Annotated in this window: 21 protein-coding genes; 10 read left to right on the top strand and 11 right to left on the bottom strand. The window is 65.6% G+C overall.

Translation table 11 applies throughout. The features are described from left to right. The first annotated feature begins 6 nt into the window (after positions 1 to 6). Positions 7 to 1,176: a ribonuclease D gene (rnd, locus tag V5G24_RS05085; RefSeq protein ID WP_394080174.1), complete on the top strand. Its 1,170-nt coding sequence runs from the start codon at positions 7 to 9 to the stop codon at positions 1,174 to 1,176. Positions 1,177 to 1,268: 92 nt separating this feature from the next. Here the strand turns inward: rnd and V5G24_RS05080 are convergent, their stop codons facing one another. The 7 genes from V5G24_RS05080 to V5G24_RS05050 form a co-directional block, all read right to left on the bottom strand. After that, on the bottom strand, positions 1,269 to 1,931 hold the full coding sequence (locus V5G24_RS05080; RefSeq protein ID WP_394080172.1) for a class I SAM-dependent methyltransferase: 663 nt from the start codon (positions 1,929 to 1,931) through the stop codon (positions 1,269 to 1,271). A gap of 214 nt (positions 1,932 to 2,145) precedes the next feature. Then, a complete protein-coding gene (ppx, locus tag V5G24_RS05075) occupies positions 2,146 to 3,633 on the bottom strand; it encodes an exopolyphosphatase (protein WP_394080170.1) in 1,488 nt (495 codons plus the stop codon). 34 nt (positions 3,634 to 3,667) lie between these two features. Then, a complete protein-coding gene (locus tag V5G24_RS05070; RefSeq protein ID WP_394080168.1) occupies positions 3,668 to 5,863 on the bottom strand; it encodes an RNA degradosome polyphosphate kinase in 2,196 nt (731 codons plus the stop codon). Between the two features lie 49 nt (positions 5,864 to 5,912). Continuing rightward, positions 5,913 to 6,659, bottom strand: coding sequence for a P-loop NTPase family protein (locus V5G24_RS05065; protein WP_394080166.1), 747 nt, complete (start codon positions 6,657 to 6,659; stop codon positions 5,913 to 5,915). A gap of 4 nt (positions 6,660 to 6,663) precedes the next feature. Then, positions 6,664 to 7,752 (bottom strand): AI-2E family transporter, encoded by a 1,089-nt coding sequence (locus V5G24_RS05060; protein WP_394080164.1) that lies wholly within the window; start codon positions 7,750 to 7,752, stop codon positions 6,664 to 6,666. 41 nt (positions 7,753 to 7,793) lie between these two features. Continuing rightward, the gene (locus V5G24_RS05055; RefSeq protein ID WP_394080162.1) at positions 7,794 to 8,381 is read right to left on the bottom strand and encodes a CDP-alcohol phosphatidyltransferase family protein; all 588 of its coding nucleotides are present in this window, start codon (positions 8,379 to 8,381) and stop codon (positions 7,794 to 7,796) included. Positions 8,382 to 8,419: 38 nt separating this feature from the next. Further along, positions 8,420 to 9,190, bottom strand: coding sequence for an SDR family NAD(P)-dependent oxidoreductase (locus V5G24_RS05050; protein WP_394080160.1), 771 nt, complete (start codon positions 9,188 to 9,190; stop codon positions 8,420 to 8,422). 298 nt (positions 9,191 to 9,488) lie between these two features. Here V5G24_RS05050 and V5G24_RS05045 point away from each other — a divergent pair, with 298 nt between their 5' ends. Next, positions 9,489 to 10,085 carry a protease inhibitor Inh/omp19 family protein gene (locus V5G24_RS05045; protein ID WP_394080158.1) on the top strand — a complete coding sequence of 199 codons (597 nt, stop codon included), beginning with the start codon at positions 9,489 to 9,491 and terminating at the stop codon, positions 10,083 to 10,085. 206 nt (positions 10,086 to 10,291) lie between these two features. Here V5G24_RS05045 and V5G24_RS05040 read toward each other — a convergent pair whose 3' ends face one another. Together V5G24_RS05040 and V5G24_RS05035 are read right to left on the bottom strand one after the other, a co-directional pair. Further along, positions 10,292 to 10,477, bottom strand: coding sequence for a hypothetical protein (locus V5G24_RS05040; RefSeq protein ID WP_394080156.1), 186 nt, complete (start codon positions 10,475 to 10,477; stop codon positions 10,292 to 10,294). A gap of 103 nt (positions 10,478 to 10,580) precedes the next feature. Next, positions 10,581 to 11,372, bottom strand: coding sequence for an enoyl-CoA hydratase-related protein (locus V5G24_RS05035; protein ID WP_394080154.1), 792 nt, complete (start codon positions 11,370 to 11,372; stop codon positions 10,581 to 10,583). 228 nt (positions 11,373 to 11,600) lie between these two features. On the opposite strand from V5G24_RS05035, the gene V5G24_RS05030 reads away from it, so the two are divergent. Then, positions 11,601 to 12,533 carry an NAD(P)H-dependent flavin oxidoreductase gene (locus tag V5G24_RS05030; RefSeq protein ID WP_394080152.1) on the top strand — a complete coding sequence of 311 codons (933 nt, stop codon included), beginning with the start codon at positions 11,601 to 11,603 and terminating at the stop codon, positions 12,531 to 12,533. Positions 12,534 to 12,543: 10 nt separating this feature from the next. Here the strand turns inward: V5G24_RS05030 and V5G24_RS05025 are convergent, their stop codons facing one another. Both V5G24_RS05025 and V5G24_RS05020 read right to left on the bottom strand, forming a co-directional pair. Continuing rightward, complete coding sequence (locus V5G24_RS05025) at positions 12,544 to 13,635, bottom strand: NADH:flavin oxidoreductase/NADH oxidase (RefSeq protein ID WP_394080150.1); 1,092 nt, start codon at positions 13,633 to 13,635, stop codon at positions 12,544 to 12,546. Between the two features lie 56 nt (positions 13,636 to 13,691). Then, positions 13,692 to 14,672 (bottom strand): quinone oxidoreductase family protein, encoded by a 981-nt coding sequence (locus V5G24_RS05020; RefSeq protein WP_394080148.1) that lies wholly within the window; start codon positions 14,670 to 14,672, stop codon positions 13,692 to 13,694. A 144-nt stretch (positions 14,673 to 14,816) separates the two neighbouring features. Here V5G24_RS05020 and V5G24_RS05015 point away from each other — a divergent pair, with 144 nt between their 5' ends. The 7 genes from V5G24_RS05015 (at position 14,817) to cysT (ending at position 20,829) form a co-directional block, all read left to right on the top strand. Beyond that, a complete protein-coding gene (locus V5G24_RS05015) occupies positions 14,817 to 15,227 on the top strand; it encodes an ArsR/SmtB family transcription factor (protein ID WP_394080146.1) in 411 nt (136 codons plus the stop codon). 206 nt (positions 15,228 to 15,433) lie between these two features. After that, positions 15,434 to 15,748, top strand: coding sequence for a DUF2849 domain-containing protein (locus tag V5G24_RS05010; protein WP_394080144.1), 315 nt, complete (start codon positions 15,434 to 15,436; stop codon positions 15,746 to 15,748). A 23-nt stretch (positions 15,749 to 15,771) separates the two neighbouring features. Then, complete coding sequence (locus V5G24_RS05005) at positions 15,772 to 17,427, top strand: nitrite/sulfite reductase (protein ID WP_394080142.1); 1,656 nt, start codon at positions 15,772 to 15,774, stop codon at positions 17,425 to 17,427. Then, complete coding sequence (locus tag V5G24_RS05000; protein ID WP_394080140.1) at positions 17,414 to 17,914, top strand: DUF934 domain-containing protein; 501 nt, start codon at positions 17,414 to 17,416, stop codon at positions 17,912 to 17,914. Before V5G24_RS05005 ends, V5G24_RS05000 begins: the two co-directional genes overlap by 14 nt. 9 nt (positions 17,915 to 17,923) lie before the next feature. Beyond that, on the top strand, positions 17,924 to 18,649 hold the full coding sequence (locus V5G24_RS04995) for a phosphoadenylyl-sulfate reductase (protein WP_394080138.1): 726 nt from the start codon (positions 17,924 to 17,926) through the stop codon (positions 18,647 to 18,649). Positions 18,650 to 18,795: 146 nt separating this feature from the next. Continuing rightward, a complete protein-coding gene (locus V5G24_RS04990; RefSeq protein ID WP_394080136.1) occupies positions 18,796 to 19,812 on the top strand; it encodes a sulfate ABC transporter substrate-binding protein in 1,017 nt (338 codons plus the stop codon). Between the two features lie 159 nt (positions 19,813 to 19,971). Further along, positions 19,972 to 20,829 carry a sulfate ABC transporter permease subunit CysT gene (gene cysT / locus V5G24_RS04985; RefSeq protein WP_394080134.1) on the top strand — a complete coding sequence of 286 codons (858 nt, stop codon included), beginning with the start codon at positions 19,972 to 19,974 and terminating at the stop codon, positions 20,827 to 20,829. The last annotated feature ends 5 nt before the right edge of the window (positions 20,830 to 20,834 follow it).

Genomic DNA, 20,834 nt, shown 5'->3' with positions numbered 1-20,834 from the left:
TGTCACATGGATCCGATCACCTCCACCGAGGCGCTCGCAGCGGCCTGTGAGCGCCTGGCCCGCCACGATTTCGTCACCGTCGACACAGAGTTTCTGCGCGAGACGACGTTCTGGCCGAAATTGTGCGTCATCCAGGCTGCCACGCCGGACGAGGCCATCATCATCGACGCCCTTGCCGATGGCATCGACCTGTCGCCTTTCTTCGCGCTGATGGCGAACGAGCGGGTGATGAAGGTGTTTCACGCCGGGCGCCAGGATATCGAAATCGTCTGGCACCTCGCCGGCATCATTCCCCATCCGGTGTTCGACACCCAGGTGGCGGCCATGGTGCTCGGCTATGGCGACAGCATTTCCTACGACCAGCTGGTGCAGCGCCTGTGCGGCCACGCCATCGACAAATCCTCGCGCTTCACGGACTGGTCGCGCCGCCCCCTCAGCCAGGCGCAATTGGTCTATGCGATCGCCGATGTCACCCATCTGCGCGATATCTATCTCAAGCTCCTGGAAGACCTTCGGGCGCGCGGGCGCAGCGAATGGGTGGGCGAGGAGATGAAGGTGCTCACCTCGCCGGCCACCTATCGCCAGGAGCCGGAGAATGCGTGGGAGCGCCTGAAATCCCGCGTGCGCAAACCGCGTGAGCTGGCGGTGCTGGTGGAACTGGCGGCGTGGCGCGAGCGCGAGGCGCAGGCCCGCGACCAGCCGCGCGGCCGCATCATCAAGGACGATGTGATCGGCGAGATCGCCCTTCAGCAGCCGCAGACGCCGGAGAAGCTGGCGGAATTGCGCTCCCTGCCCAAGGGGTTCGAGCGCTCGCGCTATGGGGAGGCCGTCCTGGAGGCCGTTCGCAAAGGGCTCGCCCGCGATCCGAAGACTCTGCCGCGCATCGAACGCGACAAGCCCTTGCCGAACGGCGCCTCGGCGACGGTGGAACTGCTGAAAGTGCTGCTGCGCATGACCGCCGAGCAGCATGCGGTGGCGGCCAAGGTGATCGCCACGACGGACGATCTGGAGCGCATCGCGGTGAGCGACGAGGCCGATGTGCCGGCCATGAGCGGATGGCGCCGCGAATTGTTCGGCAACCGTGCCCTGGCCCTGAAAGCCGGCCAACTGGCCTTGGCGGTGGATCGCGGCCGCGTGGTGGCCGTCGAGCGCACCGGCGCCGAAGCCTCGGATTGACGAAGCCTCGGATTAAACCGAGCCGTAGGGAGGGCTGCGCGGGCTTTTCCTGCCCGCGGGAAGAGCCAATCCTTGCCGGCGCTGATTGCCGCTCAGCGCGCCGGCTTCTGCCCGACGACGAGGAATTGCTTGCCGAAAAAGCGCCAGGCAAACGGCATTTTGAGATAGGCGGAAATCAGGAATCCCGCCGTCGGCAAGCTGGACTTCATCGTATAGGGCAGAAAGCGGGGAACATTGCGCACCACCTCGAACCCGCTTTTCTTCAGCCCCTCTTCCAGGGAGAGGTGGGAAAGGGGAAGATAGTGGTCGTAGAAATCCCAGTATTCGCGATAGGCATAGCGAATATTCGGCCCCATGATCACGAACCGCCCCCCCGGGCGAAGGACGCGCAGGATTTCCCCGATCACCTGATCGCAACATTCCTTATTGGGCAAGTGTTCGAGAAAATTAGACGTAAAGGCAATATCGAGACTGTTGCTTTCAATCGGGGCAAGGTCGGTCGCCGGCGTCATGACGAAGCGAACATCTGAATTGAGATACTTGGGCGCATCGGGATTGATATCAATGGCCGTTTTGGAACGAGCAGATACGTTATTTATAAATTCGCCATATCCACAAGCGAGATCCAGGACGTCTTTCTGCGCGCCGATCAACGGATTGAAGAATTCGCGGCAAAGAATACGCCACACCTCGGAACGCTTATTCAAGCCGGTCTCAAGAAATCTCGCCCGATAAATTTCTTGTACATCGACCATTCGAACCCCGGACCCATATTAGAGTAAAAACAATCATTTTCCGCAGCGACACCGCCGTCGCATGCAATTACACGGTTTACAAAACGAGCGAAACAATAAATTCGTCATGCCATTGGGCGCAGCCGTGCGCGTCCCTCGGGCGGGCGCGGGTGGAAAACGGGCCGGGCCGGTCGCCGGAACCACGACCGCAGGGATCAAGACAGGCGGCGCTGCCTCAGACCGTCACCACCACCGGCTCGCGGCCGATGAGCTTGCTGAGCTGCCGCAGGCGGCTGTGGACACGGTCATTGATCAGGTCGGCGAGATCGTGCGGTACGTTCAGCACCACGGTTTCGCCGCGCACCTCCAGCTCCGTGCGCGGCAGGATACCCGGCATGGCGGCGGAGAGCAGATAGGCGACCCGCATGCAGGCCCCGAGGATGCGGGCGCGGTCCAGCATTCCGGTGGACACCAGTTCCAGGATGCGCGGGGCGTATTCGTCCTCGGACAGGCCCATGTGCCGGAAATAGACCGCAAGCGCGATATAGGCCCGGCCGGGATGGTCCACGCCCACGAACGCGGCATGGGCGATGATGTTGAGGCTCTGCTCGCCGCGATAATCGGGATGGGCGCGCCAGCCGATATCCGCCAGCAAGCAGGCCGCCTGCCTCAGGCGCCGCTCATCGGCGCTTTCTTCCAGCGCGCGGGAGGATTCAAAGAAGGAATCCGTCCAAAGCACCAATTCCTCGCCATGCTGCGGCGAGCGCGAACGCAATTCGTTCAGTTCGCGGGCGGCAGCAAGGAGCGGATCTTCCTTGCGCTGTTCCGGATCGAGCAGCGAATACAGCAAGCCCTCGCGCACGCCGAGGGCGGAAATCACGACCTCAGAGGGCCGCCCCTCGCGCACTACATTTTCCAGCACCAGCGCGCCATAGGCGAGCAAAGAGCGGCGCGCATCCGAGATCGCGTCGATATGGGAGAGGGCTTCGGCATCGGCGCGATGAACGATGCGCGTGAAGTCGATGGCTTCCTTCGCGGGCAGCACATAGCCGTGCATGACGTGCAGCGGATAGCCCTTCTGGAACATGTGCAGGCGGGCCAAAGCGCGCCACGTGCCGCCGACGGCGTAAAACGTGCGACCGGCAAGGCCGGCGAGGACCGGGACCTCGCGCACGGCATCGCGGATGATCTTTTCAGATTTGCGCAGCGATTTGCCGGAACGATCCTGGAGCGCCAGCACGCCGAGCGGCAAGGTGATGCCGGCGCCGACCTTCAGGCGCTTCACATCCACCAGTTCAAGCGAACCGCCGCCGAGATCGCCCACCACCCCGTCCGGGCCATGGACACCGGAGACGATGCCGAAGGCCGCGAGTTCCGCCTCGCGGCGACCGGAGAGAATCTCCACATGCGTCCGGCAGATGGCCTCGCATTCGCCGATGAAGGCGGGGCCATTCTCCGCATCGCGCGCGGCCGCGGTGGCGAGGGCATAGACCACCCCGACTCCCATGGCGTCGCACAGGGCGCGGAAGCGCTTCAACGCGGACAGGGCGCGTTCCACGGCATCCTGGGCGAGCCGTCCCGTAGACAGCACTTCCCGACCGAGACCGCAGAGCGCCTTCTCGTTGAAGATGGGGGTCGGCGCGCGATTAAGCGCCTCATACACCACGAGCCGCACCGAGTTTGACCCGATGTCGATGACGGCAACAGGTGCCGCCACTGCCACGTGATCGCTCGTGTGCGGCGCGGGCCCGCCGCCCTTAGCGGCGGACGTAGAGGCTGCGCGGCGAAGAATCTTTGAGAGACTTTCCACGTCCGGACAAACTCGGATTGGTCATGAAATAACGATGGGCGTTGAATGATTCTTCGCCCGGCGCCGGGACTATGCGTTCCGAAGAGCCGTTGGGCAACACCCGCCAGCTCTGTTCGTTGTCGATAAGATTGGCCACCATGATCTGATCCAGCACCTGCTCGTGCACGGTGGGGGTCGTGATGGGGCACAGCGTCTCGACGCGGCGGTCGAGGTTGCGGGTCATCAGATCGGCCGAGGAAATATAGACCAGGGCATGCGGATGCGGCAGCGCATGGCCATTGCCGAAGCAATAGATGCGGCTGTGTTCCAGGAACCGCCCGACGATCGACTTGACCTGGATGTTCTCGGACAGGCCCGGAATGCCCGGCCGCAGGCAGCAGATGCCGCGGATGATGCAATCCACCTTCACGCCGGCATTGCTGGCGGCATAGAGCGCGTCGATGATCTCGGGGTCCACCAGCGAATTGCACTTCAGCCAGATCGCCGCCGGGCGGCCGGCACGGGCGTGCTCGATCTCCTCGGCGATGTTCTGGAGGATGCGCGGCTTCAGCGTGGTGGGGGAAACCGCCATCACGTCCAGCTCGCCCGGCGTCGCATAGCCGGTGATGAAGTTGAAGATGCGCGCCACGTCCTGCGCGATCACCGGGTCGGCGGTGAAGAACGACAGGTCGGTGTAGATGCGGGCGGTGATGGGGTGATAATTGCCGGTGCCCACATGGCAATAGGTGGCGAGCGTGCCGCCTTCGCGGCGCACCACCATGGACAGCTTGCCGTGGGTCTTCAGATCGATGAAGCCGAACACCACCTGCACGCCGGCGCGTTCCAGGTCACGCGCCCAGCGGATATTGGCTTCCTCGTCGAAGCGGGCCTTCAGCTCCACCAGCGCGGTGACCGACTTGCCGGCCTCGGCCGCCTCCGCCAGGGCCTTCACGATCGGGCTGTCGGAGGAGGTGCGGTAGAGGGTCTGCTTGATGGCGACGACGTTGGGGTCGCGGGCGGCCTGGCGCAGGAACTGAACCACCACATCAAAGGATTCATAAGGGTGGTGAACCAGAATGTCCTTCTCGCGAATTGCCAGAAAGCAGTCTCCGCCGTGGTCGCGGATGCGCTCGGGAAATCGCGCATTGTAGGGCGGAAACTTCAGGTCCGGCCGGTCCACGGAGACCAGTTGGGAGAATTCGTTCAGCGCCAGCACGCCGGTGACGACGAAGATTTCCTCGTCCTTCACGTTCAGCTCGCGGGCGACGAAATTGCGCAGTTCGTCCGGCATGGCCGAATCCGCTTCCATGCGGATCACCGAGCCGTAGCGGCGCTGCTTCAGGGCGCTCTCGAACAGGCGCACCAGATCCTCGGCCTCTTCCTCGATGTCGAGGTCGCTGTCGCGGATGACGCGGAACACGCCCTGGCCCTTCACCGCATAGCCGGGGAACAGGCGGGCGATGAACAGCCCGATCATCTGCTCCAGCGTGATGAAGCGCAGGCTCGTCCCCTCACCGTCGGCGAGGCGGATGAAGCGCTCGACCTTGGCGGGAATGCGGATCAGCGCATTCATGCCGCGCCCGTCGCTCTGCCGCACCAGCTGCAGCGCCAGCGAGAAGCCGAGATTGGGAATGAAGGGGAAGGGATGGGCCGGATCGATGGCGAGCGGCGTCAGCACCGGGAAGACATGGTGCAGGAAGTGGGCTTCCAGGCGCTCGATGTCGGCGGCGGTGACGTCCGAGCCGTCCACCAGGACGATGCCGACGCCAGCCAGTTCCACGCGCAGTTCACGCCAGCGGGCCTGCTGGTCGAAAATCAGATTGCCGGCGCCGTCCATGATGGTGGCGAGTTGCTCGGAGGGGGTGAGGCCGTCGGGGCTGAGCGCGGTCACGCCTTCGCGGATCTGCTCCTTCAGCCCGGCCACGCGCACCATGAAGAATTCGTCGAGATTGTTCGCCGAGATGGAGAGGAAGCGCAATTGCTCCAGCAGGGGATGGCTCCTGTTGGAGGCTTCTTCCAGCACGCGGCGGTTGAAGTGGAGCCAAGAGACTTCCCGGTTGATGAAGCGCTGCGGGGAACCCGCGAGCTCGAGAACGGTATCCACACTGGCCTCCGGTTCAAAATCCTCGACCAAGGCCAAGGCGACGGTGTCATTCGCGTTCATCGATAGACCCCCATTTTCCGGCGGAACATGGCCGTCTTGCATGACCACTCTATGACGGTGGCGGCTCCGCGTCGTCTTCGTCACTGAAGTCGCTTGTACTTTCTCCGCGCAAGTCTTTTTCCGCGCGCAGCACCTGGGCGGCGAGCGTCCGCGTCACCGGCCGGCGCGCCGCCAGCGCCGCCCTATCGATGGCGGCGACCAGGGCCTGCGCGCCCTCCACCGTGCGCTCCATGCGCAGCAGCAGATATTGCACGGTCGCCTCATCCACGGCGATCTGCCGGTCCGCGAACAGCTTCACCAGGACCGCGCCCAACAAGGCGTCGTCCGCCGGCGCGATTTCCACGCCCGGCACCGCGCGCAGCCGCGAAGCGAGATCGGCGGTGGCGAGCGCGAACGCCGACGGCGGCGTGCGCGCGGTCATCAGCACGAAGGCATTCTGCTCGCGCGCGAGGTTCAGCAGATGAAACAGCGCCGCCTCGTCGAAGGCTCCGGCCGCCAGATCCTCCAGCAGCAGGGCGCCTTGGGCCAACGCCTGCGGCACCCCGGCGCTCGTAAGCCCGGCTGCCGGAAGCGTCAGGGCACCGGCCCGGCGGGCGAAAATCGCCCCGAGATGGCTCTTTCCGGCGCCGGCGGGGCCGACCAGGGTCACCACGCGCGCCGGCCAGTCGGGAAAGGAATCCACCAGCGCCAGCGCGGCGGCATTGCCCGGCGCGGCCAGGAAATCCTCCCGCAGCAGGGCCGGCCGGCTGGGCAGATCGAGCGGCAGCTGGCGAACGGAGGGATCGCGCCCGGCCATGGGCTCACACCGTCTCGCTGGACGAGGAGCCGGCATCGTCGCCGGTGTAAAGCGGGCTGTGGAAATATTGGCTGAAGGCGAAGCGCACCAGCACACCGGCTGCCGCCGTCAGCGGCACCGCCAGCAGCAGGCCGACGAAGCCGAACAGATAGCCGAAGGCGAACAGGGCGAACATCAGCCACACCGGGTGCACGCCGATGCTGTCGCCCACCAGCTTCGGGGACAGGATATAGCCCTCCACGGTCTGGCCCACCAGGAAGATGCCCAGGATGGTGCCGATCATGGCCCAGTCGGGGAAGAACTGAACGATGGCGACCCCCATGGCGAGGATCAGCCCGGTGAGCGAGCCGACATAGGGAATGAAGGTGATGAGGCCGGAAACGATGCCGATCAGCAGGCCGAAATTCAGCCCCGACATGGTCAGCGCCACGGCATAGAAGGTGCCGAGGATGAGGCACACCAGCGCCTGCCCGCGCACGAAACCGGCGACCGCCATGTCCATTTCACGGCCGAGCCGGCGGATCACCGGGCGCTGGTGCACCGGAATCCAGCTGTCCACGGTCATCAGCATGTGGTCCCAGTCGCACAGTACGTAGAACACCACCACAGGTGTCACCACCACCAGCGCGAACACCGACAGCAGCGCCTGCCCGCCGGACCACAGGGAGGTCAGCAGGCCGAGCAGATAGCTCACGCCCTGGGACATCAGGTCCGCGAGCGAGCGCTGAACATCCGGCAGGCGATCGCCGAAGAAGCGGTTCAGCCACTCGCGGTTTTCCTGCGTGACCAGGTTTTGCAGGCGCGTCACATAGGCCGGCAGATTGGTGATGAATTCAAACAATTGGCTGGAGAGCAGCGGCAGCACCACCAGCAGAAGCAGCACCACCACCAGGACCAGGATGCCCACCAGCGCAAGGCTCGCCGGCGTGCGGCCGAGACCGATGCGCGACACGCGCTCGACCACCGGGTTCAGGAAATAGGCCAGGGCCATACCCGCGACAAAGGGTAACAGGATGCCGCGCAACAGCCACAGCCCGACGATGACGGCAAACAGCGCGCCGATCCAGAAGCGAAGCTGAAGCTGAATGGCCATCGCTCCTCCCGGACCCCGCGCCGGTACGCCGCTCTCGGCGGTCAGCGCGCCATGTGGCGCATCCATTCCGCGAGATACGCAGCCGCCGAAAGCGCCGTCAAGAGCCCCACCGCCACCAGTCCCACCTCGAACGCGCGGCCTGGGTTAAGGTCAAGCCCGGCGCTGGCCAGCACCAAGGCGGCGAACGCGATCTGCACCGCCGTATTCACCTTGGACACCACCAGCGGGCGGATCTTCACCGGCTGGGCCAGCAGCACCGAAAGCAGGATCGCGCCGATGATCATCACGTCGCGCGTCACCACCGCGATGGCGACCCAGCGCGGGATCAGTTCGACCATCGCGAGCGAGACATAGATCGAGATCAGCAGCGCCTTGTCCGCCAGCGGGTCGAGATAGGCGCCAAGCTCGGTCTGCATGTGAAACCGCTTGGCAAGGAAGCCGTCCACGGCGTCCGAGGCGCCGGCGAGCACGAACAGCCAGAAGGCCAGTTCCAGCTCGCCCGAGGCGATGGACCACACCAGGATCGGCACCAGCAGGATGCGGGCGAGCGTGATGAGGTTGGGGATGCTCACCGCGCCGCCCCTCCCCGACCCGGCCGGCCGCATCCGGCCGGGATCCGTGTGGCTCATGTGCACCCTCTCATCCGCACCCGCTCATTTGCGCCGCCTCATTTGCGCTTGACGGAGAGCGCGCTGAAGCTCTGGTCCGCGGCGAGGGCGTGGATGCGATTGATGTTCACATTGCGCGGCACGGTGCAGCAGAAGAAGATTTGCTCGGCGATATCCTCGCCGGTCAAGTGCTTCACGCCTTCATACATCTTGCTGGCCCGATCCTCGTCGCCCTTGAAGCGCACGATGGAGAATTCGGTCTCGGTCAGGCCGGGCTCCACATTGGTGACGCGCACGCCGGTGCCGACCACATCCGCCCACACATTGAGCGAGAATTGCTTCACGAACGCCTTGGTCGCCCCGTAGGTATTGCCGCCCGGATAAGGGTAATCCCCGGCCACGGAGCCGGTGAACACCACATGCCCCTCTCCGCGCGCGATCATCGCGGGCAGCGTGGCGCGCACGGTGTAGAGCACGCCGTTGATATTGGTGGCGACCATCTCTTCCCAGTCGCTCATATTCGCCGCCTGGGCCGGCTCGAGGCCCATGGCGAGGCCAGCATTGGCGCACACCACGTTATAATTGGCGAACGGCTCGGGCAAACCGGCGAAGGCGGCTTTTGTGGCCTCGAAGTCGCGCACGTCGAGTTCCAGGGTGTGGATGGCATCGCCGAACTCGGCGGCGAGCGCCGCCAGGCGATCAGCGCGGCGGCCGGTGACGATGACCTTGCTGCCGCCGGCCAGGAATCGCCGGGCGGTGGCGGCACCGATGCCCGAAGTTCCGCCGGTGATGAGGACGGTCAGCGTCTTGGGGTCGAGCATCTGGTACATGGATCACTCCGAACGATTTGGCAGCACATAGAGAAAGAAGGGGGCCGCATAATCAAGCGGGCGCGCGGCATGGACGCCTGGGCGAGGCATGCGCCAGGACCACGGCATCTTGTCGCGGCACCCCTGGGTCATGCTCCTGCCATGTTCTCGATAAATTGTTCCGGCTTACGGTCTCCGCCTCCGGGGGAGCCTGTGGCAGCCTGTTTTTGAGCCGGCGTTAACGCTTTTTGCGCAAGCTTGACGGTGGCGTGAGAAAATGGGTGTCGCTAAGTTGCGGTCAGGTCCGGAGAAAGATTTGATGAAGTTCCTGTCCGCTTCGGCGGTCTTCGCCTCAGCGCTGGCTCTTGGGGGGTGCAGCACCGAGTTGGATGGCTTCGGAACGAAGACGAGCGCCGTAGACTCCAACCGGGTTCTGTCCGCGCCGACCGCTTCGGTCGAGAGCGCGCCGATGCCGGCCCCAGCCGCCGCCGGCTCTGTCCCGCGTGCCTCCGGCGCCAATGCAGCCACGGCCGCGTCGGCGGTCACGCCCACGGCGGTCGCCAACGCGAGCGCCGTTCCCCTCACCCCGCCGCCGGTCAATCCCGGCGGCACGGCCTATGCCGCGAGCAACGAGCAGGAACAATTGGCGGGCGCCTGGACGTTCGCCTGGGACGGCGGCCAGCACAGCTGCCCGGTCACGCTGTCCACGGTGCGCGGCGCGAGCGGGCTTGCCGCCCAGGCCGACATTTCCTGTCCGAGCGAAATCTTCATGACCAAGGGATGGGACGTGTTGGGCGCGGACATCGTGCTCCAGAATCACGTGGGCAAGATCACCGCCCGGCTCCAGCCCTCCGGCGCCAATCGCTATGTGGGCGTGATCGCCGACAACAACCAGCCGATCGTTCTGACCCGCTAAGTCGCTGCGCGGCCAAAGCCCGGCCGCCAAGCCGCGCCGATCCACCCGCCGGCCGGCGGGTGCCCCTGAGGCCGCAGCCTCCCAGAAGCCGCCGTTCCAAAGTCCGTAGCCTGCGCTTCAAGCCCGCGCGGAGAAGCCGCCCGCCGCACAGCGCGGCACATTCAAATTTCAACTGGCCTTTTCAAAGGGCGTCCCCGCGCTCCGCCTTAGCGGACGGCGACGCTTTGCATTGCGGCTTGCGGCGCGACGCTCGCGCCGGCGGTGCGCTGCACGCCGGAAAGGCCGCCCAGCAGCAGCGCCAGAACGACCGCATACGCCGCGCCGAACAGCGCCCAGTCCCGCCAGGGACGGGTGCGCGCCACAGGAGCGGAACGGGGGGCGGACACGATCATTCGACACATTCCATCTGCGCAATAGATTTATCTATCCGCATCTTGGAATTTAAGTCAATATAACATTTTTCTATTGTTATATGCGTCCGTGGCCCGGCGCCGTTTAGCGCCCGGTGAAGACCGGCGCGCGCTTTTCCACGAAGGCCGCCGCTCCCTCGGCGAAGTCGCTTGTGCCGGCACAGGCGATGAACGCCGCGCGCTCCGCCTCCAATTGCTCTGCCAGCGTATTGTTGAAGGCGCCGCGCATCAGCGCCTTGATGCGCCCGAGGGCCTCGGTCGCGCCGGCGGCGAGCCGGCCCGCCAGCGCATCGGTCTGCGCCTCCAGCTCGGCAAGCGGCACCACCTTGTTGATCAGGCCGATGCGCAGCGCCTCGGGGGCGTCGATCACGTCCGACAGCAACGCAAGCTCCAAAGCCTTGCGCAGGCCGACCACGCGCGGCAGGCTCCAACTGGCAGACCCGTCGGTGCTGGTGCCAATGCGGCTGTAAGCCATGGTGAAGCGGGCGTCATCGGCCGCGATCACCAGGTCCGCCGCCATGGCGACACTGAGTCCGCCGCCCGCCACCGCGCCCTTCACCGAGGCGATCACCGGCGCGGCAAGGCCGTTGAGCACCGTGATGGCCTCGTGAAACGGCACGATCAGGTCGCTGACCACATCCGGCGCCGAAGCCCCCGCCGCGTGGAACCGCCCCACATCCCCGCCCGCCAGGAATGCCCGCCCCTCGCCCGACAGGATCACCACGCGTACGCTGGCATCGCCCGCCACCTTCACGGCGGCGTCGCGGAAGGCGAGGATCATCGGCTCGTTCAGGGCGTTCAACACCTGGGGCCGGTTGAAGCGGATGCGGGCGATGCCGTCGGCAATGCGCAGCAGGATGGTTTCGCTCTCGGACACGTCATTTCTCCCTGTCGATGCCGCATCGCGGGCGGCTTGGAGCGCAGGCTGCACCGGGGCCGCGCCCAGGTCAACGCATAGGTCAACCCCTTGCCCCATTGGAAAGGGTGACACACACTGCCGCCGCCTCGGCCGGCTGACCCGCCATGGCTGGAGAGAGCCGCCAAATCAACGAACCGCGACATCACCGCACCGAACGCGGAAGATATCACCCAGGAAGGACCGCCCATGCCCCTGCCCGCCGCCCTCGAAGGCCGTCTCAAGGCGCCGATCATCGCCGCCCCCATGTTCCTGGTCTCCAATCCAGATCTGGTGGTGGAAACCTGCCGCTCCGGCCTGCTCGGCACCTTCCCGGCGCTGAACCAGCGCTCGACCGAAGCCTATCGCGACTGGCTGGACGAGGTGGAAGGCCGTCTCGCCGGCGAAGCGGAGGCTGCGCCCTATGGCGTCAATCTCATCGTCCACCGCAGCAATGAGCGCCTTGAGGCGGACATCGCGATGACGGTGCGCAAGAAAGTGCCGCTGGTCATCACCTCGCTCGGGGCGGTGCCCGAGGTGGTGGAGGCGGTCCATTCCTATGGCGGGCTGGTGTTTCACGATGTGATCAGCCGCCGCCATGCGGAAAAGGCGGCGCAAGCGGGGGTGGACGGCATCATCGCCGTGGCGGCGGGCGCGGGCGGCCATGCCGGCTCCCTGAGCCCGTTCGCCCTGATCCCGGAGATTCGCGCGGTGTTCGACGGCACGATCATCCTGTCGGGCGCCATGTCCACCGGCGCCCATGTGGCGGCGGCGCGGATCATGGGCGCGGACCTCGCCTATCTCGGAACGCGCTTCATCGCCACGCGCGAGAGCGCGGCGCCGGACGGCTATAAGGAGATGATCGCGCAGGCCCATGCGGCGGACGTGGTCTATACCGCCGCGATTTCCGGCATCAACGCCAATTTCCTGCGCCCGAGCATCAAGGCCGCCGGGTTCGACCCGGACAATCTGCCGGAGGGCAAGAAGCTCGACCTGGAGCATGAGGCGCGGGCCTGGAAGAACATCTGGTCCGCCGGCCAGGGCGTCGGCGCGGTGCTGGATGCGCCGCCGGCGGCGCAATTGTGCCGCCGGCTGATCAGCGAATTTCAGGCCGCGCGGGAGAGCGCCGCGCGGCTGCTGTAAGGCGCGCCGCTCAGCGGAACAGCGACCGCAGGCCCGAGGGCTGGCAGCGCAGATACTGGTTCGCGGCGTGCACCTGCCCGCCGAGGGCGGCGGCCGCATGCCAGGGCCAGCGCGGATCGTAGAGGATGCCGCGCGCCAGGGCGATCATGTCCGCCTGCCCGGAGGCGACGATGTCTTCCGCCTGCTGCGGTTCGGTGATGAGGCCGACCGCGATGGTCGCAAGGCCGGTCGCCTTCCGCACACCCTCGGCGAATTCCACCTGATAGCCGGGCTTCAGCGGAATCTGCTGCTTGGGCGAGAGGCCGCCGGTGGAGACGTGGATCAGCTCGCAGCCGCGCGCCTTCAGCTCCTTCGCGAAGGCGATGGTGCTCTCCAAATCCCAGCCGCCGTCCACCCAATCGGTGGCGGAAACGCGCACGCTGATGGGCTTGTCCTTCGGCCACGCCGCCCGCACCGCCTCGAACACCTCCAGCGGGAAGCGCATGCGGTTTTCCAGACTGCCGCCGTAGGAATCCGTGCGCTGGTTGGAGAGCGGAGACAGGAACTGGTGCAGCAGATAGCCGTGCGCATTGTGGATCTCGATCAGCTCAAAGCCGATGCGATCCGCCCGCCGGGCGGCGGTGACGAAAGCCTCCTTCACCCGCGCGAGTCCGGCTTCATCGAGGGCGATGGGGGCTTCGTCCGCCGGATTGAAGGGCACGGCGGAAGGGGCGTGCGGCCGCCAGCCGCCGGCCGAGGCGGGAATCGCACCACCGCCGGCCCAGGGCACGTTCACGGAGGCCTTGCGGCCGGCGTGCCCGAGCTGGATGCCGAGCGGCATCGGCGAGTGCGCGCGCACGCGGGCCACCACATTGGCGAGTGCCGCCTCGGTCGCGTCCGACCACAGGCCGAGATCGTCCGGGGAAATCCGGCCGTCCGGCTCAACCGCGGTGGCTTCCAGAATCAGCAGGCCGGCGCCGGAGAGCGCGAGATTGCCGAGATGGATCAGGTGCCAATCGGTGGCCGCGCCGTCCTTGGCGGAATATTGGCACATGGGCGCGATGATGATGCGGTTCTCAAGCGTCAGATTGCCCAAGGCAATGGGCGTGAAGAGCTGGCTCATGGTTCAGGTCCGGACGTGAGGCGGCGCGCGGGAGCATGCCGCCGGAAGGAAGGGTTTCAGGGAATGAGCAGAATGGCGCCTTGCGTGGTGCGCGCCTCGGCGGCCTGGTGCGCCTTCACCACATCGGCGAGGGGGAAGCGGGCGCCGATGGTGGCCTTCACCATGCCGGCGGCGACGGCGGCGAACAGATCCGCCGCATTGGCGCGGAAGGTCGCCACATCGGCATTGTGGGGAAACACGGACGGGCGGGTGAGGAACAAGCAGCCCTTCTTGTTCAGCATTTCCGGGTCGATGGGCGGCTGCTTGCCGGAAGCGGCGCCATAGGAGACCACGAGGCCGAACGGCGCGGTGAGGTCCAGCGACTTCAGCAGCGTGTCCTTGCCGACCGAATCATAGACCACCCGCGCCTTGCGGCCGCCGGTGGCCTCCAGCACCTTTTCCACCCAGTCGGGCTTGGAATAATCCACCGCCACGTCGCAGCCGGCGGCAAGCGCTGTGGCGACTTTGTCCGGTCCGCCGGCGGTGCCGACCACGAAGGCGCCCAGCGCCTTGGTCCAGCTTGCGAGGATCTGACCCACGCCACCGGCGGCGGCATGGATCAGCACCATGTCGCCCGGCTGCACCGCATACGTCTTCTTGACCAGATACTGGGCGGTGAGACCCTTGAAGATCAGCGCGGCGGCCTGCTCGTCGCTGATGCCGGCGGGGATCTTCACCAGCCGCTCAGCCGGCACATTGCGCAGGTCCGCATAGGCGCCGAGGCCGGCATTCATATAAGCGACATGGTCGCCCACCTTGAGATCGCGCACCTCGCTGCCCACCGCCGCGATGACGCCGGCCGCCTCATGGCCGAGACCGGACGGCAACGGCAGCGGATAGATGCCGGAGCGCTGGTAGACGTCGATATAATTGAAGCCGATGGCGCTCTGGCGCACCTGCACTTCGCCGGGGCCGGGCGCGGGCAGGTCCCGCGTCTCGATTCCCATCACATCCGCCGGCCCGAACGCCGCGATCCTGACCTCACGCGCTTGCGTCATGCTCATGCCCTTTGCTGCGCGCCCCGTATGAGGTACGCTTTCCATCGTACCTAAACCCGCTTCAGGTACGATGCAAGTCGTACCTACGAGGAAAGGACCGAGTGTTGCGGGCACTCTCGCGCCGGTCCGAATGAAGGAGAAAGCGTGCCCGACGCCGCAGGCCACCCCGCCCCCGAAGAGATGGAACTGGGCAAGATCTTCGCAGCCCTGGCGGACCCGTTGCGGCGCAAGGTGGTGCTGACCCTTCTCCAGGAAGACGGCGAGACGCCACGCGCGTGCGGGACGTTCGGCATGCCGGTGGCGAAGGCGACCCGCACCCATCACTTTCGCGTGCTGCGCGAGGCCGGCCTGATCTTCCAGGTGGATCGCGGCAACGGCCGCGTCAGCAGCCTGCGCCGCGCCGAGCTGGACCGGCGTTTCCCCGGCCTGCTTGATCTGCTGATGCACGAAGCCGCCCGCGAAGCGGCCAAAGCCGCAGCGGCGGAGGCCCCTTCAGGCGAGGCACTCGCTTCCGCGCAGGGCGATATGCCCCCCAAGGCGACCGCCCGCGCCTGAGGCGCGCCGTGCTGCGCTGCATCATTTTTGAAATCATGCTAACGTAAAATCGATCATTCTCACATGGACGCCATGTGAGAATTCTTGATTGCGCCGTGAACCGACCTATTTTACAATTCGACGAAGCGATAATCCTCTTATAATACGATTATTCGTTGTTATTTCGGCGCACTCCCGCGCCTGGCAAGGACGACCGGACAGGGACCATGACCTCCCCGCTACAGCAGAAGCTGAAGATCCACGGCCCGACGGTCGTCACCGCCAACCGCCTGTCGGATGGCGTCTCCGTGTGGCTGACGCCGACCCATGACTGGTCCGAGCAGATCGCCGACGCGGCGGTGGCCACCACCTCCGAGCAGGCGCTGGCCTTGCTGAACACGGCCCATGGCGATGAGAACCGCGCGGTGGGCGCCTATGCCGCCGCCGCCACGCTCGGTGCCGACGGCAAGCCCGCGCCGGTCAATCTGCGCGAGCGCATCCGCGTCTACGGCCCCACAGTCTCCCTGGACCGCGCCGCCTGAGCGCCCCGCACCGGATCGATACGATGTATGTCTATGACGAGTTCGACCGTACTTTCCTCCAGGAGCGGGTCCGCGAGTTCCGCGACCAGGTCGAGCGCCGCCTCAGCGGCGAATTGAACGAAGAAGAGTTCAAGCCGCTGCGGCTGATGAACGGCGTCTATCTGCAATTGCACGCTTATATGCTGCGGATTGCGATCCCCTACGGCACGCTCTCGGCCCCGCAGATGCGCGCGCTCGCCCATGTGGCGCGCCGCTATGACCGCGGCTACGGGCATTTCACCACCCGGCAGAACATCCAGTTCAACTGGATCAAGCTCGCCGAACTGCCGGACGCCATGGACGACCTCGCCAAGGCCGGCATGCACGGGCTCCAGACCTCGGGCAATTGCATCCGCAACACCACCACCGACCAATGGGCCGGCGCCACGCCTGAGGAGATCGAGGACCCGCGCCTTTATGCGGAAATCATCCGCCAATGGTCCACGCTGCATCCCGAATTCACCTATCTGCCTCGCAAGTTCAAGATCGCCATCACCGCCGCCAAGCACGACCGCGCCGCCATCCGCGTGCACGACATCGGCCTGCGCCTGCATAAGAGGGATGGGGAAACCGGCTTCGAGGTGATCGTCGGCGGCGGCCTCGGCCGCACGCCGTTCATCGGCAAGACCGTGCGCGAGTTCCTGCCCAAGCGCGACCTGCTCTCCTATCTGGAAGCGATCCTGCGCACCTATAATTCCGGCGGGCGGCGCGACAATATCTACAAGGCGCGCATCAAGATCCAAGTGCATGAAATCGGCACCGAGGAATTCACCCGCCGGGTGGAAGAGGAGTGGGCGCAGATCAAGGACGGCGCCCTCGCCCTCGACGAAGCCGCCCTTGAGACCATCCGCGCTCACTTTCAGACGCCGGATTTCGAAATTCTGCCCGAACAATCGCCGGAACTCGCCGAATCCCTGGCGAAGGACCGCGAATTTGCCCGCTGGCATGCGAATTCCGTGAATGCCCACAAGGTGCCGGGCCACGCCATCGTCACCATTTCGCTCAAGCCGGTGGGCAAGCCGCCGGGCGATGCCACCGCCGAGCAGATGGACGCCATCGCTGATCTTTCAGAGCGTTACGGCTATGGCGAGATCCGCGTCGCCCATGAGCAGAACCTCACCTTGCCCCACGTGCGCCAGAAGGACCTCTACGCCTTGTGGCAGCAGCTTTCCGCCCAGGGCCTCGCGACCCCCAACGTCGGCCTCGTGACCGATATCATCGCCTGCCCGGGTCTCGACTACTGCTCGCTCGCCAACACCCGCTCAATCCCGCTCGCCCAGCGCATCACCGAGCGGTTCGCGGACAATGACCGCATCGCCGACGTGGGGCGCATGCACATCAACATCTCCGGCTGCATCAACGCCTGCGGCCACCACCATGTGGGCCATATCGGCATTCTCGGGGTGGAGAAGAAGGACCAGGAATTCTACCAGATCACCTTGGGCGGAAAGGCCAATCACAAGGCGCGCCTGGGCGAATTGCTGGGGCCTGCGGTCTCCGAGACCGAGGTGGTCGATGTGGTGGAACGCATCGTCGATACCTATCTCGCGCTGCGCCACGACAAATCCGAAAGCTTCATTTCCGTGGTTCAGCGCCTCGGCATCGAGCCCTTCAAGGAGCGCGCCTATGTCGCTGGTTAAGAACGGCGTCGCCGCTGCCGACCCCTTCGTGCGCGTTGACGATGGCGCGCCCCTGCCCTCCGGGCCGGCGCTGATCCCGCTCGCCCGCTTCCTGGCCGAGCACGAAGCGCTTGCCGGCCGGAACGAGCCGGTGGGTGTGCTGGTGCCCAATGACGCGGACGTGCTCGCGCTGGAACCGCACCTGCACCAGATCGCCTTGATCGTGCTGACCTTTCCGAAGTTCCGCGACGGCCGCGCTTACACCCAGGCGCGGCTGCTGCGCGAACGGCTCAGCTTCACCGGCGAGCTCCGCGCGGCCGGCAATGTGCTGCGCGACCAATTGCTGATGATGGTGCGCTGCGGCTTCAATGCGTTCGAGATTTCCAAGGCCTCCGACGCCGGCGCCCTGGAAGACGCGTTGAAGACCTATTCCGTGTTCTACCAGCCCACGGCCGATGGACGTCCCACCGCCCTGCGGGCCCGCCTTGCCGCCGTGCGGCAGGGCTGAGGACTTGCCATGAGCGATCTGTCGCCCCTGCCCGAACTCGAAGTCACGCTCGCGCGCCACGCCGCCCTGCTGGATGCGCGGCTGGAGGATGCCAACCCGCTGGCGATTATCGCCGCCGCGCAGGACGCCTTCCCCGGCCGGGTGGCCAATGTGTCGTCCTTCGGCGCGGAATCGGTGGTGTTGCTGCACATGGTTGCGCAGGTGGACCGCACGATGCCCGTGCTCTTCCTCGACACCGGCCATCTCTTTCCCGAGACTTTGGCCTATCGCGATCAACTCATCGACCGTCTCGGCCTGACGCAGGTTCTGACCTCCCATCCCGACGAAGCCGCCCGCACGGCGCGGGACGGCGACAATGATCTCTGGGCCTCGGACACCGACGCCTGCTGCGCCCTGCGCAAGGTGGAGCCGCTGGAGCGCGCGCTCGCGCCCTTCGATGCCTGGCTGAACGGGCGCAAGCGCTACCAGGCGGCGACGCGCCTGCGCATTCCGGTGGTGGAAGCGGATGGCCATCGCATCAAGTTCAACCCGCTCGCGGCCCTTGGCCCGGCGGAAATCGCGGGATGGATCCATGCCCACGGACTGCCCGAGCACCCGCTGAAAAAATTCGGCTTCGCCTCCGTCGGCTGCATGCCCTGCACCAGCCGCGTCGCGCCGGGCGAGGATGCGCGCGCTGGGCGCTGGCGGGGTGCGGCCAAGACGGAATGCGGCATTCACCTGAAAAGAACCGCCTGAACGTGTAATATAAAAATCTATCGATTTTGTTAAGTTAAAATATTGACCGGCCGGGAAAGCGGTGACATCGTTCGTAAATCCGAACGATCCCTCGTCCCGGTCGCCATGGCGTCCGGTGCGGCAGGGATATGCCAGCCGGAGGAACCATGTCCGCTCGCTTCCCATTTTCCCGCCTCGCTGCGGCGGCCACTCTGGCCCTTTCGCTCGCGGCCGCGCCGGCCCTCGCCGCCGAGGTGACGTTGCTCAACGTCTCCTATGATCCGACCCGCGAATTCTATGTGGAATTCAACAAGGCGTTCGCGGCGAAGCTGGCCACGGACAATCCCGGCACCACGCTGACGGTGCGCCAGTCCCACGGCGGCTCCGGCAAGCAGGCCCGCTCGGTGATCGACGGGCTGGAAGCCGACGTGGTGACCCTCGCCCTCGCCTATGACATCGACGCCATCGCCGCGCGCGGCCTGCTCGCGGCCGATTGGCAAAAGCGCCTGCCGGACAATGCGGCGCCCTACACCTCGACCATCGTTTTCCTGGTGCGCAAGGGCAACCCCAAGGGCATCAAGGATTGGAACGACCTCATCAAGCCCGGCATCAAGGTGGTGACGCCGAACCCGAAGACCTCCGGCGGGGCGCGCTGGAACTATCTCGCGGCCTGGGGCTATGCGCTCAAGCACAATGGCGGAGATGAGGCCAAAGCCAAGGCGTTCGTCGCTGCCCTGTTCAAGAACGCGCCCGTGCTGGATACCGGCGCGCGCGGCTCTACCGTCACCTTCGTCGAGCGCGGCATCGGCGATGTGCTGATCGCCTGGGAGAACGAGGCCTATCTCTCCATCAACGAGCTGGGGCCGGACAAGTTCGACATCATCACCCCTTCGCTCTCGATCCTCGCCGAGCCGCCGGTTGCGGTGGTCGACAAGGTCGTGGACAAGCACGGCACCCGCAAAGTTGCCGAAGACTATCTGAAATATCTCTATTCGCCGGAAGGCCAGGAGATCGCTGCCAAACACTATTACCGCCCGCGCGATCCCGCGATCGCGGCAAAATACAAAGACAAGTTCGCGCCGGTGGAGTTATTCACCATAGATCAGGTGTTCGGTGGTTGGGCAAAGGCGCAGAAGACGCACTTCTCCGACGGCGGCGTCTTCGACCAGATCTATTCAAATTGATCTGGACCGAACATCTCCCACTCCTGGTTCCAGGGGTGGGAGCAACCGGCCCGCGGCGGATGTGGCGCCTGCGCCGGTTTCGCCTTCTCTTCCCCCCTTTCCCCAGCGCCCTCATGGGATCAGGATCGCCGGCATCGGGGATCTGACCGAAAGAACACGATGGCCACTGCCACCGCATCGCGGCTCACCTTCCGCAAGCCGAGCGTCATTCCGGGTTTCGGCCTCACCTTCGGGCTCACGCTGACATGGCTGTGCCTGATCGTTCTGCTGCCGCTGTCCGCTTTGTTCCTCAAGACCAGCGAGTTGAGCTTCGACCGGCTCCTGGTCATCATGAGCAATGCGCGCACCCTGCATGCGTTGCAGATTTCGTTCGGCCTCTCGCTCGCCGCCGCCGCCATCAATCTCGTGTTCGGCGGCCTCGTTGTGTGGGTGCTGGTGCGCTATGATTTTCCCTTCAAGCGGGTGGTGGATGCGATCATCGACATTCCCTTCGCTTTGCCCACGGCGGTTGCCGGCATCGCGCTGACCACTCTCTATGCCGAAAACGGCTGGATCGGCGGCCTGTTGGCGCCGCTCGGCATCCAGGTCTCCTTCACCCCGCTCGGCATTCTGGTGGCTTTGGTCTTCATCGGCCTGCCGTTCGTGGTGCGCACGGTGCAGCCGGTGCTGGCCGATCTCGACGCCGAGCTGGAGGATGCCGCCGCCAGCCTCGGCGCCACCCGAGGCCAGACCATATGGCGGGTGGTGCTGCCGAGCATCTGGCCCGCCCTGTTGACCGGCTTCGCCATGGCGTTCGCCCGCGCGGTCGGGGAATATGGCTCCGTCATCTTCATCGCCGGCAATCTGCCCGGCGTCTCGGAAATCGCCCCGCTGCTGATCGTGATCCGGCTGGAGGAATTCCGCTATGCCGATGCCACCGCCATCGCCAGCGTGATGCTGCTCGCCTCGTTCGTCCTTCTGTTCATCATCAACCGCTTGCAGCATTGGGCAGAATCACGCGGCGGGAGGGAGCGTTGAGCGCC

The organism is Roseixanthobacter finlandensis (assembly GCF_043195105.2).
Lineage (GTDB): Bacteria > Pseudomonadota > Alphaproteobacteria > Rhizobiales > Xanthobacteraceae > NCEH01.
Note: the sequence above shows the minus strand (reverse complement) of the source record. Positions and strands in the feature narration are given on the sequence as shown.

What these genes read in the sequence shown, in the direction of transcription:
- V5G24_RS05065 (WP_394080166.1), bottom strand. Translation starts at nt 6,659, where the DNA reads ATGGCCGGGCGCGATCCCTCCGTTCGCCAGCTGCCGCTCGATCTGCCC.
- V5G24_RS04990 (WP_394080136.1), top strand. Translation starts at nt 18,796, where the DNA reads ATGTCCGCTCGCTTCCCATTTTCCCGCCTCGCTGCGGCGGCCACTCTG.
- rnd (WP_394080174.1), top strand. Translation starts at nt 7, where the DNA reads ATGGATCCGATCACCTCCACCGAGGCGCTCGCAGCGGCCTGTGAGCGC.
- V5G24_RS05040 (WP_394080156.1), bottom strand. Translation starts at nt 10,477, where the DNA reads ATGATCGTGTCCGCCCCCCGTTCCGCTCCTGTGGCGCGCACCCGTCCC.
- V5G24_RS05045 (WP_394080158.1), top strand. Translation starts at nt 9,489, where the DNA reads ATGAAGTTCCTGTCCGCTTCGGCGGTCTTCGCCTCAGCGCTGGCTCTT.
- V5G24_RS05005 (WP_394080142.1), top strand. Translation starts at nt 15,772, where the DNA reads ATGTATGTCTATGACGAGTTCGACCGTACTTTCCTCCAGGAGCGGGTC.
- V5G24_RS05080 (WP_394080172.1), bottom strand. Translation starts at nt 1,931, where the DNA reads ATGGTCGATGTACAAGAAATTTATCGGGCGAGATTTCTTGAGACCGGC.
- V5G24_RS05050 (WP_394080160.1), bottom strand. Translation starts at nt 9,190, where the DNA reads ATGTACCAGATGCTCGACCCCAAGACGCTGACCGTCCTCATCACCGGC.
- V5G24_RS05000 (WP_394080140.1), top strand. Translation starts at nt 17,414, where the DNA reads ATGTCGCTGGTTAAGAACGGCGTCGCCGCTGCCGACCCCTTCGTGCGC.
- cysT (WP_394080134.1), top strand. Translation starts at nt 19,972, where the DNA reads ATGGCCACTGCCACCGCATCGCGGCTCACCTTCCGCAAGCCGAGCGTC.
- V5G24_RS05025 (WP_394080150.1), bottom strand. Translation starts at nt 13,635, where the DNA reads ATGAGCCAGCTCTTCACGCCCATTGCCTTGGGCAATCTGACGCTTGAG.
- V5G24_RS05055 (WP_394080162.1), bottom strand. Translation starts at nt 8,381, where the DNA reads ATGAGCCACACGGATCCCGGCCGGATGCGGCCGGCCGGGTCGGGGAGG.
- V5G24_RS05010 (WP_394080144.1), top strand. Translation starts at nt 15,434, where the DNA reads ATGACCTCCCCGCTACAGCAGAAGCTGAAGATCCACGGCCCGACGGTC.
- V5G24_RS04995 (WP_394080138.1), top strand. Translation starts at nt 17,924, where the DNA reads ATGAGCGATCTGTCGCCCCTGCCCGAACTCGAAGTCACGCTCGCGCGC.
- V5G24_RS05060 (WP_394080164.1), bottom strand. Translation starts at nt 7,752, where the DNA reads ATGGCCATTCAGCTTCAGCTTCGCTTCTGGATCGGCGCGCTGTTTGCC.
- V5G24_RS05030 (WP_394080152.1), top strand. Translation starts at nt 11,601, where the DNA reads ATGCCCCTGCCCGCCGCCCTCGAAGGCCGTCTCAAGGCGCCGATCATC.
- V5G24_RS05020 (WP_394080148.1), bottom strand. Translation starts at nt 14,672, where the DNA reads ATGACGCAAGCGCGTGAGGTCAGGATCGCGGCGTTCGGGCCGGCGGAT.
- V5G24_RS05070 (WP_394080168.1), bottom strand. Translation starts at nt 5,863, where the DNA reads ATGAACGCGAATGACACCGTCGCCTTGGCCTTGGTCGAGGATTTTGAA.